At 72.1% G+C, this 16,717-nt stretch carries 13 protein-coding genes and 1 pseudogene; 11 read left to right on the top strand and 3 right to left on the bottom strand.

All coding sequences use genetic code 11. The annotated features are described in order from the left end of the window. Window positions 1-681: 681 nt before the first annotated feature. The 8 genes from U5M74_RS01875 (at window position 682) to U5M74_RS01840 (ending at window position 11,881) form a co-directional block, all read left to right on the top strand. Window positions 682-1,692: a LacI family DNA-binding transcriptional regulator gene (locus U5M74_RS01875; RefSeq protein ID WP_410905602.1), complete on the top strand. Its 1,011-nt coding sequence runs from the start codon at window positions 682-684 to the stop codon at window positions 1,690-1,692. Between the two features lie 150 nt (window positions 1,693-1,842). Then, window positions 1,843-4,038, top strand: a complete 2,196-nt coding sequence (locus U5M74_RS01870) for an alpha-galactosidase (RefSeq protein ID WP_410905600.1) — start codon at window positions 1,843-1,845, stop codon at window positions 4,036-4,038. Then, window positions 4,035-4,955, top strand: coding sequence for a carbohydrate ABC transporter permease (locus U5M74_RS01865; RefSeq protein WP_410905598.1), 921 nt, complete (start codon window positions 4,035-4,037; stop codon window positions 4,953-4,955). Before U5M74_RS01870 ends, U5M74_RS01865 begins: the two co-directional genes overlap by 4 nt. A gap of 9 nt (window positions 4,956-4,964) precedes the next feature. Continuing rightward, window positions 4,965-5,921: a carbohydrate ABC transporter permease gene (locus U5M74_RS01860; RefSeq protein WP_410905596.1), complete on the top strand. Its 957-nt coding sequence runs from the start codon at window positions 4,965-4,967 to the stop codon at window positions 5,919-5,921. A gap of 57 nt (window positions 5,922-5,978) precedes the next feature. Then, entirely contained in the window at window positions 5,979-7,349 is a 1,371-nt protein-coding gene (locus tag U5M74_RS01855; protein ID WP_410905594.1) for an ABC transporter substrate-binding protein, read from the top strand. Window positions 7,350-7,474: 125 nt separating this feature from the next. Beyond that, window positions 7,475-10,138: a hypothetical protein gene (locus tag U5M74_RS01850; RefSeq protein ID WP_410905592.1), complete on the top strand. Its 2,664-nt coding sequence runs from the start codon at window positions 7,475-7,477 to the stop codon at window positions 10,136-10,138. Between the two features lie 369 nt (window positions 10,139-10,507). Then, the gene (locus U5M74_RS01845) at window positions 10,508-10,843 is read left to right on the top strand and encodes a hypothetical protein (RefSeq protein WP_410905590.1); all 336 of its coding nucleotides are present in this window, start codon (window positions 10,508-10,510) and stop codon (window positions 10,841-10,843) included. A 132-nt stretch (window positions 10,844-10,975) separates the two neighbouring features. Continuing rightward, window positions 10,976-11,881 (top strand): SDR family oxidoreductase, encoded by a 906-nt coding sequence (locus U5M74_RS01840; RefSeq protein WP_410905588.1) that lies wholly within the window; start codon window positions 10,976-10,978, stop codon window positions 11,879-11,881. A gap of 36 nt (window positions 11,882-11,917) precedes the next feature. Here the strand turns inward: U5M74_RS01840 and U5M74_RS01835 are convergent, their stop codons facing one another. Beyond that, window positions 11,918-12,433 carry a hypothetical protein gene (locus U5M74_RS01835; RefSeq protein ID WP_410905586.1) on the bottom strand — a complete coding sequence of 172 codons (516 nt, stop codon included), beginning with the start codon at window positions 12,431-12,433 and terminating at the stop codon, window positions 11,918-11,920. A 196-nt stretch (window positions 12,434-12,629) separates the two neighbouring features. On the opposite strand from U5M74_RS01835, the gene U5M74_RS01830 reads away from it, so the two are divergent. Further along, a complete protein-coding gene (locus tag U5M74_RS01830; RefSeq protein WP_410905584.1) occupies window positions 12,630-13,388 on the top strand; it encodes an SDR family oxidoreductase in 759 nt (252 codons plus the stop codon). A gap of 47 nt (window positions 13,389-13,435) precedes the next feature. Here U5M74_RS01830 and U5M74_RS01825 read toward each other — a convergent pair whose 3' ends face one another. Together U5M74_RS01825 and U5M74_RS01820 are read right to left on the bottom strand one after the other, a co-directional pair. Continuing rightward, window positions 13,436-13,732: a hypothetical protein gene (locus U5M74_RS01825; RefSeq protein WP_410905582.1), complete on the bottom strand. Its 297-nt coding sequence runs from the start codon at window positions 13,730-13,732 to the stop codon at window positions 13,436-13,438. 130 nt (window positions 13,733-13,862) lie between these two features. Continuing rightward, on the bottom strand, window positions 13,863-14,417 hold the full coding sequence (locus U5M74_RS01820) for a TetR/AcrR family transcriptional regulator (RefSeq protein WP_410905580.1): 555 nt from the start codon (window positions 14,415-14,417) through the stop codon (window positions 13,863-13,865). A 72-nt stretch (window positions 14,418-14,489) separates the two neighbouring features. Here U5M74_RS01820 and U5M74_RS01815 point away from each other — a divergent pair, with 72 nt between their 5' ends. Both U5M74_RS01815 and U5M74_RS01810 read left to right on the top strand, forming a co-directional pair. Further along, window positions 14,490-15,590 carry an alpha/beta hydrolase gene (locus U5M74_RS01815; protein ID WP_410905578.1) on the top strand — a complete coding sequence of 367 codons (1,101 nt, stop codon included), beginning with the start codon at window positions 14,490-14,492 and terminating at the stop codon, window positions 15,588-15,590. Continuing rightward, window positions 15,578-16,706: pseudogene (locus U5M74_RS01810) on the top strand (FAD-dependent oxidoreductase). Before U5M74_RS01815 ends, U5M74_RS01810 begins: the two are co-directional and overlap by 13 nt. Window positions 16,707-16,717 lie beyond the last annotated feature (11 nt).

Below are 16,717 nucleotides of genomic sequence, written 5' to 3'. Positions count from 1 at the left end.
GCACAGCGCAGCGGCCACGACGTTGCGGGTTCATGACCAGTGCCGGTGTGACCGGATGAATTGGTCGGGCAGTGTTCGACGAGGCGATCGACGGCCTGTACGCGTCGACGTTCCGGCTATACCGTCGCGCCGGGGGATCTGGCTGGCGACGTTGGAGGCGAGCGTGGACCTCAAGAGCACTCGGCAAGAACCCATCGGTGATGGTTTGCAGGGCAGTCGACACCAGAGCCAGTGCTCCGGTCCCTCGTTGCACTACCGATGGGACTACGACGCTGAGCCGAGCAGAGCTCTCGGCAGCGCCGACAGCGGACAGCGTGGGCACGCAGCTCGTCGTGACGAGCAAGCCCAGCCACGTGAGCTCATGGGCTGGGTTGCGGTCGCGGCAGCGGCAGCTCTGGGAGCGTGGGCTGCGCTGCTGCGCCACGCGCAGCAGCCCCCGATCTGGTTCTGATGATTCGCTTCGCCGCATCGGTCGCTACAACCCTCCACAGCCCCGCTGTCCTTCGCGCGGCGGTGATGGTGCAGGACGACGAGGTGAGGGTCGCTAGTCGCAAGCCAGCGCTCCGTACAGGTCTTGAGGGAGACGACCAGGGCTTTCTGCGCACTAGACGCATGTGGTGAGCCAGGGGCCTGCGGAGGGTCCGTGATCCCTCTGACCAACGTTTGCCATAGCCTGTGTCGATGGACGCCACTCGCAGACCGCCGGGGCTGGTCGATGTCGCGGCGAAGGCGGGTGTCAGCCTCTCGACGGTTTCCCGCGTGCTGACGGGGCGCACGCCGGTGAGCGAGAAGCTGCGGACGAAGGTGCAGGCGGCGGTCGACGAGCTCGGATATCGCCCCAACGCCGCTGCGCAGACCTTGGTGAGCGGGAAGCGCTCGACGATCGCGGTGCTCGCACGCAACACGGCGCGCTTCGGTTACGCGGCGACTCTCCAGGGCGTCGAAGAGGCGGCACGTGCCGCCGGCTACGTCGTGATGATCGCCGTGATCGAGTCCGGCGACCGAGATGACGTGGCGCGCGCGGTCGACATGACGCTCTCGCAGGCGCTGGCCGGAGCGATCGTCATCGAGTTCGACTCGGTCGGCGTCGCGACGCTCGAGGCGCTCCCCGACGTCGTGCCCGTCGTGGCGGCCGCCGGTGCTCGGCGCAGGGCGGGCGCGCGGCCGCACGCGTTCTTGGACGACGAGGCCGGAGGACGAGCGGCCACCGAGTACTTGTTGGGCCTCGGCCACCGGACCGTCCACCACATCGCGATCCCTGCAACCCGCCGGCGCAGCGGCCGTGAGTGGGGTTGGCGCACCGCGCTGGAAGCCGCCGGGGCTCCCGTGCCCGACGTCGTGCATGCCGACTACTCGCCGACGTCGGGGTACGACGCGGCGCTACGGCTCGTCGACGATCCGAGCGTGACCGCGATCCTGTGCGGTAACGACGAGCTGGCGATCGGTGCGGCGCGGGCGCTCTCCGAGCGGGGGCGCAAGATCCCCGAAGAGGTCAGTGTCGTCGGGTTCGACGATCAGCCGTTCGCACAGATGTGGGTGCCCGCGCTCACCACCGTGGCGCAGGACTTCACCGACCTCGGGCGCCGCACCTTCGGCCTCCTGGAGGAATGGATCCGTACGGGCCGCCGCCCGGCCGACTCGGCCGTGCAGCCGGCGCTCGTCATCCGGGAGAGCACCGCTCCGACCGCCTGAGTCCCGCCGGCCGCATGACGTCGCGGCACGCACGTGATGGCAGTTTGGCCCATGTTCTGACCAACGTTTGCAGAAATCGGGCTTGAGGCTGTACGTTCTGACCAACGTTTGCAGCATCGACGCTGCACGGCTCCCGAAGGGCAATGACGCTTGAGCACTCCTGCACTGCGCGACCGCGCCGAACCGCATCACGAGACCGCCTGGCCCAAGGTCGTCCGGCTCGCGGCCTCCGGTGTCGCGCTGATCCTCGCGATCCCGCGTGACTCTCTGCCCCACGTCGTCCACTGGGGTGCCGACCCGGGCCCGTTGTCGGAGCCCGAGCTTGCAGCCGTCGAGTCCTCCGCCGTCCCGCCGCGGGCCACCAACGGCGTGGACGCTCCGGTCCAGGTTTCCGTCCTGCCGGAGGGGCGCACGGGCTGGACGGGGACTCCCGGGCTGTCCGGGCACCGCTCCGGGACCGGGTGGTCGCCGTGGTTCCGGCCGCAGCGGGTCGACGTCGAGCCGGCCGACGGGGGAGGCGGCCGCGTCGATGTCGTCGCCACGGACGCCGAGGCGGAGCTCGAGGTCGCGCTGCGGATCGAGATGCTCGCCGAAGGAGTGGTCCGCATGCGGGCGCGCGTGACCAACACGGGCAGCGGGGCCTACGCGGTGGAGGCCCTCAACCTGGCGCTGCCCGTCCCGACCCGAGCGGACGAGCTGTGGGACTTTGCCGGTCGCTGGGCGAAGGAGAAGGTCGTCCAGCGCCGTCCGTTCACCGTCGGCTCGCACGTGCGGGAAGGGCGCCACGGACGCACGGGGGCCGACGCCGCGACGCTGCTGATCGCCGGGACGCCGAACCTAGGGTTCGCCGGCGGCGAGGCGTGGGGGCTGCACGTCGCGTTCAGCGGGAACCACCGGGCGATCGGCGAGCGAGCCTTCTCCGGCGAGCGCCTGCTGCTCGGCGGTGAGCTTCTCCTGCCGGGCGAGGTCGAGCTGGGCGCGGGGGAGTCCTACGAGACGCCCCAGCTCTTCGCCGTCTACGGCGCGGGCCTGGACGATGTCGCGTCGCGGCTGCACAAGCACCTGCGCGCTCGCCCGCACCACCCCCGCAGCCCGCGCCCCGTGGTGATGAACGTGTGGGAGGCGGTCTACTTCGATCACGACATCGAGCGGCTGCGCGAGCTGGCCGAGCTCGCGGCCGACGTCGGCGTCGAGCGGTTCGTCCTGGACGACGGGTGGTTCAGCAGCCGCCGCGACGACACCTCGGGCCTGGGGGACTGGGTCCTCGCGGAGGACGCGTGGGGGGGCGGCCGATTCCGCGCCCTCGTCGATGCGGTCAAGCGGCGAGGCATGCAGTTCGGGCTGTGGTTCGAGCCCGAGATGGTCAACCTCGACTCGGAGCTCGCACGGGCGCACCCCGAGTGGATCCTGCAGGTCCCCGGGCGGTTGCCGGTCGAGTTCCGCCACCAGCAGGTGCTCGACCTCACCCACCCGGGGGCGTTCGCGCACGTGCGCGACCAGGTCGTGGCGCTGGTGCGGGAGCACGGCGTCGACTACATCAAGTGGGACCACAACCGCGATCTCATCGATGCCGGGTCCACCCGCACGGGCCGCGCAGGGGTGCACGGCCAGACCCTGGCGACCTACCGGCTGCTCGACGAGATCCGGTCATTGGCGCCCGGGCTGGAGATCGAGTCCTGCTCGTCCGGTGGTGCACGCATCGACCTGGAAATCATCGAGCACACCGACCGCGTGTGGGCGTCGGACTGCATCGACGCGCGCGAGCGCCAGCAGATCCAGCGATGGACCGCGCAGCTGCTGCCGCCGGAGCTGGTGGGCAGCCATGTCGGTGCCGACCGCGCCCACACCACCGCGCGCCGGCTCGACCTCGGCTTCCGGGCGGCAACGGCGCTGTTCGGTCACTTCGGCGTCGAGTGGGACCTGAGCGAGGCGACCGCCGCGGAGCGGGCCGAGATCGCGGCCTGGATCAGCTTCTACAAGCAGGTGCGGACGCTCATCCACACCGGCACCGTCGTCCGCCGTGATGCCGAACAGGGTGATCTGTGGGTGCACGGCGCCGTCTCGCCCGACCAGCTCGAGGCGCTGTTCGCCGTGACGCTGCGCGAGCGCCACATCACCTGGCCGGCCGGGCGCGTACCGATCCCCGGCCTCCGACGCGACCTGACCTATCGCGTCAGCGCGACGGGCCCCGGCTCGGACGCGCCCTACGACGAACGCGTCCACCCGGCGTGGTGGGTGGAGGGGATCGAGCTCAGCGGCGGCGTCCTGTCCGACGTGGGCGTCCATGTGCCCGCCCTCGACCCTGACCACTCGACCCTGCTGCACGTGGAGGCGGTGCACCGATGACCTCGACGACCGTTGGCGCGCGCCTGGCGGCGCCGCGCAAGGCCGGCAAGCACAGGAGCGACCTGCGGGTCGCGCTGGTCTTCATCGCCCCGGCGGCGATCGGGTTCCTCGCCTTCTATCTCGTGCCGGCCCTGCGAGGCATCTGGTTCAGCTTCACGGACCAGAACCTCGTGGGCTCGGGCGAGTTCATCGGGACGGCCAACTATCGGGACATGTTCGGCGACCCGCTGTTCTGGAACTCCCTGCGGGTGACGCTGTGGTACGTCGTCATCAACATCGGCGTGCAGACGGTCCTCGCGCTCGGCATCGCGGTCCTCATGCACCGGCTGACCCGTTCGGCGCTCGTCCGGGGGATCATCCTGCTGCCGTACCTCGTGGCGAACGTCGTCGTCGCCCTCGTGTGGTTCTGGATGATGGACTACTCCACCGGCTTCATCAACGTCGTCCTCGACTGGCTCGGCGGAGACCGCGTCGCGTTCTTCGGCGACGAGACCCTCGCGATCCCGACGATCGCCCTGATCAACGTGTGGCGCTACGTGGGGTACACGGCGCTGCTGATCTTCGCGGGCCTGCAGACCATCCCGGCCCAGCTCTACGAGGCCGGCGCGCTGGACGGCGCCTCCGAGCCGCGGATGTTCTGGTCGATCACGATGCCGCTGCTGCGGCCCGTGCTGGCCCTCGTGCTGGTGATCACGGTCGTCGGATCGTTCCAGATCTTCGACACCGTGGCGGTCACCACCGAGGGCGGTCCGATCAACTCCACCCGGGTCATCTACTACTACATCTACCAGCAGGCGTTCGAACGGTTCGACCTCGGCTACGCCTCCGCGATGTCCGTCTTCCTGCTGGTCGCGCTCGCCGTCGTCGCGTACCTCCAGCTGAGGATCATGCGCTCCAACCAGTCGGACCTGGCCTAGGGAACCACGATGACCACGATCGTCACCTCACGCACCGACGACCTCACCGACCAGGGTGCGAGCGGATACGGGAGGCGCTCCAGGCCTCGCAAGCGCGTCCGTTGGGAACGTGCACTGGCGTGGGCCGCCCTCGGCGCCCTGCTGGTGGTCACCCTGTTCCCGTTCTACTGGATGCTGCGCACCGCGCTGTCGAGCAACACCGCGCTGTACACCGCCCCGGGAAGCCTCCTGCCCGTCGACTTCAGCTGGGGCGCCTTCGAGCGGGTGCTCGGGACCGCGACGCCCGAGGAAGCAGCTGCCGAGGGCGGAACCACCGGATCGATCGACTTCTGGCTGTACCTGCGCAACTCCGTGATCGTCGCGACCGCGACCACCGTCGGTCAGGTCTTCTTCTCCTCCATGGCGGCCTATGCCTTCGCCCGGCTGCGCTGGCCAGGCCGCGACGCGGTGTTCTTCCTGTTCCTCACGGCTCTGATGATCCCGCCGATCTTCGTCCAGCTCCCGAACTTCATCCTCGTGCGAGACCTCGGCCTGCTGAACACGCTGACCGGCATCGTCCTCCCGTTCTTCTTCATGACGCCGTTCGCCGTCTTCTTCATGCGCCAGTTCTTCCTGGGGATCAGCCGTGAGGTGGAGGAGTCGGCGCGGATCGACGGCGCAGGACATCTGCGGATCTTCTTCCGGATCATCCTGCCGATGTCCAGCACGCCGGTGTTCACCCTCGGGCTGCTGACCTACGTCACCGCCTGGGGGGAGTACTTCTGGCCCCTGCTGGTGGGACGTGCCGACTCCTCGCGCGTCCTGACCGTGGCGCTCGGGATCTTCCGGTCGCAGACCCCGCAGACCGGGCCCGACTGGGCGGGGCTGATGGCGGGCACGCTGATCGCGGCCCTGCCGGTCTTCGTCCTGTTCCTCGTCTTCGGACGCAAGCTCATCGACAACCTGGGCTACTCGGGCATCAAGTAGCCGACCCCCGATCCAGCGGGCGTCGCCGACGCCGGCTCACAGACAGAGAGGTCTGCCATGAACAACCTGCCCCTCCGGCGTCGCACCGGCGCGCTCGCCGCCGCAGCAGCGATCCTCCCGCTCGCCCTGGCGGGCTGCGGCGCGCCGTCCGGCGACGAGGGCGGCGACGCCGCGGCCGGCGGCTCGATCACCTACTGGCTGTGGGACACCAACCAGCAACCCGCCTACCAGCAGTGCGCCACCGACTTCGAGGACAAGACCGGCATCGAGGTGAAGATCGAGCAGTACGGCTGGGCCGACTACTGGCAGGGCCTCACCACCGGTTTCGCCTCGAGCACCGCACCGGACGTCTTCGCCGACCACCTGTCCTACTTCCCGCAGTTCGCCTCCCAGGGTCAGCTGCTGGACCTCAGCGACCGCATCGAGGAGGACGGCCTCGACCTGTCGATCTACCAGGACGGCCTGGCTGACCTGTGGGTCGGGCAGGACGGCGCCCGGTACGGGCTGCCGAAGGACTTCGACACCGTCGGGCTGTTCTACAACGACCAGGCCGTCGCCGACGCCGGGTACACGGCCGAGCAGATCGGCTCGCTCGAGTGGAACCCCACCGACGGCGGCACGTTCGAGGACTTCGTCGCGGCGCTCACCGTCGACGAGAACGGCGTCCGCGGCAACGAGCCGGGCTTCGACAAGACCAAGGTCGCCACCTACGGCCTCGCCCTGAGCGGCAACGGCCTGAACGCCTCGGGTCAGCAGACGTGGGCGCCCTACGCACTGAGCAACGACTGGTACTTCGGCGACACCACGCCGTGGACGACGCAGTGGAACTTCGACGACCCCAGGCTCGTCGAGACCCTGACCTGGTACAAGCACCTGATCGACGAGGGCTACATGCCGTCGGTCGACATCGCGCTCAGCGAGCAGGACCCGCTCAACGGCTACCTCGCGGGCCGCTACGCGTCCGTGACCGACGGCAGCTGGATGAACAGCTCGTACCTCGGCCAGGACGACGTGCCGACGAAGGTGGCGCCCACCCCGGTCGGCCCGGCCGGTGAGCGGGCGAGCCTCTTCAACGGCCTCTCCGACGGCATCTGGACCGGCACCAAGAACCCCGACGCGGCCTGGGAGTGGGTCAAGTACATGGCCTCCACGGACTGCCAGGACGTGATCGCCGAGTCCGCGGTCGTCTTCCCGGCGATCAAGACCTCTACCGAGAAGGCGGAGCAAGCCTTCGCGGACAAGGGCTGGGACGTCTCCGGCTTCACCGTCCAGGTGACCGACGGCACGACCGCCCTGCTGCCGATCGCCGACCACTGGTCGGAGGTCAACGACACCGTCACCGCCGCTCTCGAGGCCTTCCTGAAGGGCACCGCGGACGCCGAGTCCCTCACCCAGGCCGACAAGACCGTCGACGCGCTCTTCGAGTGACCCGGTGGGGCGGGGCCTCCGATCGGCCGCCCGCCCCACCGGCATCCGCCGACAGGCGCGACGGTCGTGGGCGAGCCACGCCGACGGCACAGCACGAGTTTCCACACCAATCAGAAGGAGCAACGATGGTCCCCCTGATCTCCCTCCACCGCAGAACGGTCGGTCGCGGCGTCGCGCTGGCCAGCTGCGTGGCCCTCGGCGGCAGCCTGCTCGTTGCCGCCTCCCCGCCCTCCGCGTTCGGCGCCGGCGCCGCGGAGCAGCTGGTGGTCGACTTCTCCACGTCCACCGGCGCCGTCCACGGCGGTGCGACCGGAGTCCTCTACGGGCTCTCGGACGACGAGGTGCCGACGACAGCCGTGGTCGCCGGGGCGGCACCCAGGACGGTGACGCAGATGCCGGAGGGCGGCCTGCAGCACCCCAACGGTGGGGCGCTCAGCGTGTCGGACACCTTCTTCGCCTCGGGTGGCCAGGACATCTACATCAACATCCAGGACTACTACCCCAAGTGGGGGTACGCGAACGCCGAGGACCCGGCAAACACCTACCCCGGGCAGGCGGACTTCCTCGCCAAGGTCCGCACCGTCGTGGAGCGTGTCGCCCGCGAGGCCGACCCCGACGAGCTCGATCGCTACGTCTTCACGCCGTTCAACGAACCGGACTGGATCTGGTACGGCAACTGGGGCGCCCAGCGCGAGCGGTTCTTCGCCGACTGGGAGGCCGCCTACCACCTGATCCACGAGATCATCCCCGAGGCGCGCATCGCCGGTCTCGGTGAGGCCAACTACAACCGCCAGCGCCTCACCGACTTCATGACGTGGGCCGCCGAGCGAGACGTCCTGCCCGACATCATGACCTGGCACGAGCTGGACAAGCAGGATCTCGCCGCGTTCTCCGGCAACCTCGCGCACTTCCGGGCGCTGGAGAAGTCGCTCGGGCTGCCGGAGATGCCCGTCAACGTCACGGAGTACTCGCCCTGGCGCAGCGACACCGGCGTGCCGGGCCGGATGATCCGCTGGATCTCCCTGTTCGAGACCCACAAGGTCGACGCCGAGATGGCGTACTGGACCGCGGCCGGCAACCTCAGCGACCACACCTCGCGCACCCAGGGCGGCAACGGCGCCTGGTGGCTGCTCAAGTGGTACGGCGACCTGACCGGGGAGACGGTCGAGGCGACGCCGCCGCGGCCCGAGACGCCGGACACCCTGCAGGCCCTCGCTGCCCTCGACGAGCGGGTCCGCAAGGGCACGGTCCTGCTCGGCGGCACCGACCACCCCGTCACCGTGGACGTCGAGGGCCTGGCGCCCTCGGTGTTCGGCAAGGAGGTCGACGTCCGGCTGGAGCGCACCCGCTTCACCGGCCAGGAGGGCCTGGGTGGCCTGCCGCAGACCATCTCGGCCGAGCGTGTCCGGGTGAGCGCTGGAGGAACGCTCGAGATCGACGTCCCGGCGGGCACGGAGATGGACGCCTATCGGGTCACGATCACGCCGTCGGCGAGCGGTCCGGCGCCGACCGCCGACGCCGCCTGGTCGCAGACGACCGAGGCGGAGGCGATGCGACTGGCCGGCGGCGCGCGGGCGGCCACGCAGTCGGGCACGTACGCCACCTCGGGCGGCCAGGACGTCCGAGGGCTCACGACGCCGGCGGGACGGCTGTCGTGGGACGTGGGCGTGCCGGCGGCCGGCACGTACCGGCTCGACGTGCTCTACGGCACGGGGGCCAACGTGCCCGGCCAGGCGCGCAGCCGCACGTCGGGTCGTCACGCGCTCTACGTGGGGGACCGGCTCGACCAGGTGGTCCAGTACTCCTCCACCCTCGGCGACACCTACAAGGGTCGCGCCAGCGTGCTCGTCGAGCTTCCGGCGGGCACGTCGACGCTGTCCCTGCGCACCAGCGCGGACGGCGGCGCCACGGCGCTGCCGGGCAGCAACGTCGCGATCGACGTCGTCGACCTCGTCGCCGTCGACGGGCCGGAGACCTCGGCGTACCCGGCGTCCGCGGCAAGGACGACCGGCCAGGTCAAGGTGCTGCCGTCCGACGGCGGACGGCTCCACCTCTCGCCGGGTGCGCGCGCCGAGTTCTTCGTCGTCGCCGAGGAGGACGGCTACTACGAGCTGCAGGTCGACACCGGCTCCGCCGGGGGCGGTGGCGCCTACGGTCTCGCGGTGGACGAGCGCCCGATCGAGGGGGCGACCAGCCGGCCCGGGCGCGAAGGGCGCACCACCGCGACGGTCCACCTGGGTCGCGGCATACACCAGGTGCACGTCACGGCGCAGGGTCGCCTCGGCATCGACGGCCTGCGACTCGTGCGGGACGTGGCTTCCGACGTCCACGCGACCACGGTGCAGGCCGAGGACTCGTCGGTGCAGCGGAGCTCGGGCGCGACGGTCGAGACGCCGCCCACGGCCGCTGGCTCCAACGTGCAGGGACAGTACGTCGGCTGGCTCACCGCCGGCCGCACGATCACGGTCCCGCGTCCGGAAGGCACTAGGCCCGGCGCCTACGACATCGGCGTGACGTACGCCAACGCCGACAAGTTCACGGGCCACCCGTACAACGCGGACATCATCTCCCGCACGGCGGAGATCCGTGAGGAGGGTGCAGAGGCCGCCAGCACCGTCGCGTACCAGCACACCTACAGCGACTACAACTTCTGGACGCGGACGACGCCGCTGACGCTGACCACGCAGGACGGCGACATCGTCATCGGCAACCCCGACGGGGACGCGCCGAACATCGATGCCGTGACGATCGCGCCGTTCGTCATCGACGTCAGCAACGAAGGACGCTGACGCCAGAGGTCACGCGTCCGCCTCGCGGGACCGTCCCGGCCCCGCGAGGCGGACGCCTTCGTGCGTCTGAAGTTCGCCTCCAGACACGCTCGAGCCCGCCTCCTGGACCTGCCGTGAACGAAGTGATCAGCCGGTCAGAGGTATTCAGGCCTTCGGTGCAGGCCCTATCGCCCACCGAGCCGAAGGCCTTCGCACCTGCCGTCGCAGGTCCCGGGCTCGTTGCCTGGGCGGTCGTCTCGACCGCGGCGGCCGCCTGTCGTCCCGCACCGGGCGGGCTTACGTTGGAGCGAGGCGCCGGCGAGGGGGTGCGGTTCCCGCCCGGCGGCCCGCCCGCCCGGGGCTGACCCGCGAGGACGCAGAGGAGCGATCATGCCGGCTTTCGTGTACGTGCTGCCTGTCCTGCCCGGCAAGGAGGACGACGACCGGAAGACCCTGGAGGCGCTGACCGGCCCCCGGCGGGACGAGTACGAGGCCGCGCTTCGGGACGCCGGGGTGACCCGGCACGTGGTCTGGCACCAGCTGGGGCCCGAGGGCACGATGGCGGTGGTCTGCATGGAGGCCGACGAGGAGGCGGCCGTCGTCCGGTTCGGGGCCTCCGAGGCGCCGTTCAACACCTGGTTCCGCGAGGCCATGAAGGACGTCCAAGGCGTCGACATCGGCCAGGGTGCGCCGTCCGGGGACAAGGTGCTCGACGTCGAGGTCTGACGGTCCCCGGACCGGCCTGCGGGCCCTGTCGCTCGCGGCGCCGGTGTGCCATGGTCGTGTCAGCGCGAAGAGTGCTCGAGCTCCTCAGCGCTGCCGGTGAACGCACGGTCCTCGGTCCGGGAGGCGGCCCCCATGATGCTGGTGGTCGGAGCGAGCGGGAACCTCGGACGGGAGACCGTCAGGCTGGCGCTCGCCGGTGGCCACGCGGTCCGGGCGGCCGCTCGCCGACCGGACGCCCTGGCGCACCTGCGCGCCCACGGTGTGGACGTCGTCCAGATGGACCTGACCGACCCGCGATCGATCGCGCGCGCGTGCCAGGGGGTGGAGGCCGTCGTGGCGGCGGCGCACTCGCTCCTGGGCTCCGGAGCCAACCGCTCGCCCCGGGTGGACGGTGACGGCAACCGCATGCTGACCGACGCGGCCCGCGAGGCCGGCGTGCAGCACATGGTCTTCCTGTCCACGGTGGGCGCCTCGCCCACGGCGGACGTCGAGTTCCTGCGCACCAAGCATGCCGCTGAGGAGCACGTCCGGGCGAGCGGGATGCGGTACACCATCCTGCGGCCGACGGCCTTCATGGAGGCGCACGCCCGGCAGTACATCGGCACCCCGTTGCTCACCAGGGGCAGGGTCACCATCCCGGGATCGGGGCGCAGCCCCATCAATCTCATCGCCGCCGCCGACGCCGCCCGGTACGTGCTGATCGGCCTGACCGACCCCCGTGCCCGGGACCGGGTGCTGGAGATCGGCGGCTGGGACAACGTCACCAAGGACGAGATCGCCCGCACCTACGCCCGGAAGGCCGGCATCTCGCCCAGGGTCCGGCACCTGCCTCGAGGTCTCCTGCGCGCGGGCAGCGTCGCTCTCGGACCGGTCAAGCCCGAGGTCGCCGACGCCCTGCGCCTGCTGCTCTGGGTGGACGGCTCGGACCAGACGCTGGACCCCACAGCCCTCCAGCACGAGTTCCCCTTCGACATGGTCCGCCTGGAGGGCTTCGTGCAGCGCGACGTCGAGGCGTTCAGGGAGCGGATGCCCGCCTGAGCCAGGATCGCCCTGCGCGAGCGGACCGGGACGCCGTCACACCGCGCGCGGCGGGCCGTCGGCGCTCTGCTCGCGGCGCTCGTCGACGCGACCGCGCTGGTAGTCCTCCGCGGGCTCGCCCGGCGCACGCTCCGCGGGCTCGCCCGGCGCACGCTCCGCGTGCCGGGGCGCGGGTCGGCGGTCGTCGGCCCCCGGTGCGTCGGCGGCGGCCGACGTCCCTGACCGGTGGCGGCCGGAGTCGCCCATGAGCTCACCGTCGGCCATGCCGTGCTCGTGCAGCCGGGCGCGCTGCTCGCGCACCTCCGCCTCGGCGCGCTCGCGCTCCGCCTCGGCCGCGGCGAGCCTGGCCCTCTGCTCGGCCTCCGCGGCACTCTTCCGGTGCGCCTCCGCCTGCGCCCGGTTCTCGCCGACCACCTGCTCGCGGCGCTGCTCGAGCTCGCGCTCGCGAGCCCTCGCCTGGGCGCGTCGGCGCGCCCGGGGCAGGACGAGCACCAGCAGCGCCAGCAGGACCAGCGCCACCACCACGATCACGACGATCATCCACGTGTCCATCGCGCAACCTTCCTCGAGACGTGGCGTCATTCGACCGCGTGCGGGAGCCGCTCGCCATCGTGCGGCGGTCGGCGCGGCCCGTGGAGGTGCACCAGCGACATCGCTGGCGACCACGGTGCCCGGGCCCAGCGGGCACGCCACCGTCGTGGCTGCGCCACGGCTGGCGTGGCCCCGAGGCCGTACGGAGGATCACAGCATGACCAGCTCCGGCGGGTCCTTGCGTGGCGTGGGCGCGCTGGTGACGGGAGCCACCAGCGGGCTCGGCCGTGCGGTGGCGATCCGCCTGGCGCAGGCCGGCGCCGACGTGGGCCTGCTGGGACGCGGCGAGCACGACCTGGGCCGTGCCGCCGCCCAGGTCGAGAGCCATGGCGTGCGCGCCGTGCCGCTGCGGGTCGACCTCGCCGACACGGAACGCCTCGACGAGGTCGTGCAGGTGGTCGCCACCGAGCTGGGCGGCCTGGGGATCCTCGTCAACGCCGCGGCCACCGATGCGCCGGGCTCCGCCGAGGAGCTGTCCGTGCAGGACTGGCAGCGGGTCGTCGCGGTGAACCTCACCGCGCCCTTCGTGCTGGCGAGGTCCGCCATGCCGCACATGCGCCGGGGCGGCGGCGGGCTCGTCGTCAACGTCTCCTCGGTCGCCGGCCGCAGGGGATGGGCCGGCGCCTCGGCCTACTGCGCGACAAAGTTTGCGCTGACGGGGCTGACGCAGTCGCTGGCCGCGGAGGGGCGTGCCGACGGCATCAGGGTGTGCGTCGTGTACCCGGGAGCGATGGCGACGAGCTGGGGCGCGTTCGATCCGGCGCAGCGCACGGCGCCGGAGCGTCCGGCGCACGAGCGCCAGTCGCTGGACCCGGACGTCGTCGCCGACCTGATCGCGTGGATGGCTGCCTCACCGGGCGAGCCCGTGCTGAACGAGGTCACGGTCACACCGCTCCTCGAGGGCGGGTGGCCCTGAGGTCGTCGACGCCCGACGGCCTCAGGGCTCGCCGGCCGCGCCCACGCTCACGGCGCCGGCGCCGGACCTTGCCGGTGCGCTGCCGCTTCCCGCGACCGCCGCACGAACTCCGCCTGGTCGATCGCCCCGCGGGCGCGGTCGGTCAGGTTCTCGACGTCCTCCCGGCTGGGCACCCAGCCGTCGTGCCACATCGAGGCGAGCGACTGCGCGACCGCGTACCGCTGGTGCACGTCCAGCCGGTCGAACAGCTCCGGCCACCGCTCCTCGACATCGAACCGTTCTCCGGCCACCTCGAGCTCCCCCTGGCGCGGCAGGGAGGCGGTCGGACGACCGCACAGCCTCACCGCCTCGTTCTCCCCCTCGGGGCCCGGCCCCCTGGCTCGGGCACCCGTCTACGGCATCCGACCCTACGTGGGTCGTTGTCCTTTCAACAGAGTTTTTCGTGCGTACGAAGGGAGGGCGGACGGGGCGTGGTCAGGCGAACGCCTGCAGCGCCCTCCGGACGGCGTCCGCGACGTCCTCGGGGGAGCGCGGTGGCGCGGTGGCTCCGGTCACCTCGGAGAACAGCACGCCGTCGACGAAGGCGAGCAGGTCGCGGGCGCGAGCAGCGGCCGCAGCGGGTGCGGACGTGGCGGCGAACCGCTCGGCGACCAGGCCTTCCAGCCGCGACGTGCCGGCCGACAGCGCTCGTCGCAGCTCGGGTCGCCGCACGGCCTCCAGCGAGAGCTCGTAGCGGGCGAGCGTCCGGTCCCGCCCCTCGCCCACGAGCGCGCCCTGGACCAGAGCGGTCAGCGCGGCGGCCGGGTCGCCGTCCTCGAGGGCGGCCACGTCGGCGGCGTCGAGCTGCGCCAGGCGCTCGACGGCCGCGGTCAGCAGCGCGGCGCGGGACGGCAGGTAGTAGGACGTCGAGCCGGCCGGGAGCCCCGCGGCGGTGTCGATGGCGCGGTGGGTGAGCCCGCGGCTGCCCTCCCTTGCCAGCGTCCTGATGACGGTGTCCGCGATCAGCGCTCGGCGATCCTCTCGTGGCATCGTGCCCCCTTGCCATCGGCCTCTACGGCTGTAGAGTAGCAGTCTCTACACCTGTAGAGAGAGGAGGCCCCGGTGCCGCTCGGGTACGTCCTTGTCGCGGTGTGCGTCACCGCGGCGCTCGTGGCTCCGCGTCGGCCGCGCGGCGTGGGGAGCGCGGCGTTCTTCCTCGGCGTGGTCGTCAGCGAGCTGCCGCAGCTCGCGTTCCTCTATCTCGTCGGCACCACCGCGCTCGCGCTGGTGGAGGGCGACCTCCGTACCGTTCCCGGCCTCGTGGGCGTCGGCGTCGCCTGCCTCTCCACGGTCGCGCTCGGTGAGGTCGCGCGCCGAGGGCTGCACGCCAGGGACGCCGTCCGGGAGGCGCTGCGACGAGCGCGCGTCCCGGTCTCGCCCGCCAGCTTCCGCAGCCGCTGGCGGGGCCTCGTCGCACCGTTGCCGATCCGGCCGCGGTCGGTGCGACGCGTCCGCGACCTCGCCTACGGTCCCCACCGGAGGCAACGTCTCGACGTCTACCGGCGCGACGACGTCGTGGCCGCGCCGGTGCTCGTCTACCTGCACGGCGGCGGCTACGTGTCCGGCGGGAAGCACCGAGAGGGGCGTGCCCTCCTTCACCGGCTCGCCGCGCGCGGATGGGTGTGCATCAGCGCGGGCTACCGGCTCCGCCCCGACGCGGACTTCGTCGACCATCTCCACGACGCCACGAACGTGCTGGCATGGGCCGGACGGCACGCGCACGAGCACGGAGGCGACGCGCGGACCCTCGCCATGGCCGGGAGCTCCGCCGGCGCGCACCTCACCGCGCTGTGCGCACTGGACCCGGAGACCGGACGGAGGCTCGGCGCGGCGGTGTGCCTGTACGGGTACTTCGGCCGCTACTACGGGCGCCCGCCCGACGAGCGGCCGGTCTCCACGCCGCTCGGCCTCGACGCCACGAGTGCTCCGCCCGTCTTCGTCGCCCACGGCGACAGGGACACGTACGCGCCCGTCGAAGGCGCCCGCGCGTTCGTCCGGCACCTGCGCGAGGGGTCCTCCTCGCCGGTCGTCTACGCGGAGCTGCCGGGCGGACAGCACGCGTTCGACCTGTTCGCGTCCTGGCGCGGCGCCGCCGTCGTGGACGGCGTCGAACGGTTCCTCACCCACGTGACGTCGCCGGAGGCAGCGTCGTGCGCATCGTGATCTCAGGCGCCGGCGTCGCCGGCCTCGCCCTGGCCGCTCTGCTCGACCGGCAGGGGCACGACGTGCTCGTCGTCGAGCAGAGCACCGGCTCGGCCGGCCGCGGGTACGGGCTGGCGCTGTGGCCGCACGGCTCCCGGGTGCTCCATGCCGTCGGCGCCCACGACGGGCTCGTCGCGCGGAGCGCGGAGATGACGCGGTACACGGCTCTCGGCGCGCACGGGGACGTCCTGATGTCGTCGCCGCTCCCGCACGAGGTGCGCGAGCGCGGGCATCTCGGGGTCCTCGCCCGCGGCGACCTGCTCGCCCTCCTGGAGGGCGCGGCCGCGGGCTGCGCCGTCCGCCACGGGACGACGATCGCGTCCGTGCACCAGGACCAGGACGGGGTGACGGTCCGGCTCGACGACGGCAGCACGCAGCACGCAGCACGCCGACGTCCTCGTCGGCGCCGACGGGATCGGCTCGCCGACACGGCGGCGCCTTCCCGGGCGGTCACGTCGGACCGACACCGGGTGGTCATGTCTCGTGTGGTGGGCCGACGCCGCCCTCGCTCGGCCCGGCGACGTCGTCGAGCGCTGGGGCGCCGGCAGCTTCGTAGGCACCTACCCGTGCCGCGACCGGCTCTGCGTCATCGTCGGCGCCCCGGCCAGGCGCGTCCAGGGCATCGGCCGCAGCGCCGCGGCCGTGGAGATCGTGGGGGAGCACGGCCTCACCGATCCTCGGTGGACGGAGGAGCTGCACGAGGCGCCGGCGCTGTGGCGCATGTCCGACGTCCGCGCGGCACGGTGGACCCACGGTCGGACGGCGCTCGTCGGCGATGCCGCCGCGGCCTTCCTGCCCACCGCCGGGATCGGCGCCTCCATGGCACTGGAGTCGGCAGCCGCGCTCGCGGACGAGCTGTCGCGGTCCGACGCCGCCTCCGCCCCGCACGCGCTCGCCCTCTACGAGCGACGGCGCCGGCACCGGACGGAGCGCGCACAGAAGCTGTCACGCCGCCTGGCGCGGCTCACGTTCGTCGAGTCGCGTCCGGGCGCCGCCGTCCGCGACGCGCTCACCCGGCTCACCAGCATCGACACGCTCACCGGGCCGCTGCTGCGGGACCTGGCGCGGCCCGTCTAGGGACCAGGGCG

Origin of the sequence: Puerhibacterium sp. TATVAM-FAB25 (genome assembly GCF_046535855.1) — a bacterium.
GTDB classification, from domain to species: Bacteria; Actinomycetota; Actinomycetes; order Actinomycetales; family Cellulomonadaceae; genus Puerhibacterium; species Puerhibacterium variabilis_A.
Note: the sequence above shows the minus strand (reverse complement) of the source record. Positions and strands in the feature narration are given on the sequence as shown.

Bases quoted from the DNA above. Each gene is read 5' to 3' on its own strand.
- U5M74_RS01875 (WP_410905602.1), top strand. From the start codon at position 682: ATGGACGCCACTCGCAGACCGCCGGGGCTGGTCGATGTCGCGGCGAAG.
- U5M74_RS01865 (WP_410905598.1), top strand. From the start codon at position 4,035: ATGACCTCGACGACCGTTGGCGCGCGCCTGGCGGCGCCGCGCAAGGCC.
- U5M74_RS01860 (WP_410905596.1), top strand. From the start codon at position 4,965: ATGACCACGATCGTCACCTCACGCACCGACGACCTCACCGACCAGGGT.
- U5M74_RS01855 (WP_410905594.1), top strand. From the start codon at position 5,979: ATGAACAACCTGCCCCTCCGGCGTCGCACCGGCGCGCTCGCCGCCGCA.
- U5M74_RS01850 (WP_410905592.1), top strand. From the start codon at position 7,475: ATGGTCCCCCTGATCTCCCTCCACCGCAGAACGGTCGGTCGCGGCGTC.
- U5M74_RS01845 (WP_410905590.1), top strand. From the start codon at position 10,508: ATGCCGGCTTTCGTGTACGTGCTGCCTGTCCTGCCCGGCAAGGAGGAC.
- U5M74_RS01840 (WP_410905588.1), top strand. From the start codon at position 10,976: ATGATGCTGGTGGTCGGAGCGAGCGGGAACCTCGGACGGGAGACCGTC.
- U5M74_RS01835 (WP_410905586.1), bottom strand. From the start codon at position 12,433: ATGGACACGTGGATGATCGTCGTGATCGTGGTGGTGGCGCTGGTCCTG.
- U5M74_RS01830 (WP_410905584.1), top strand. From the start codon at position 12,630: ATGACCAGCTCCGGCGGGTCCTTGCGTGGCGTGGGCGCGCTGGTGACG.
- U5M74_RS01820 (WP_410905580.1), bottom strand. From the start codon at position 14,417: ATGCCACGAGAGGATCGCCGAGCGCTGATCGCGGACACCGTCATCAGG.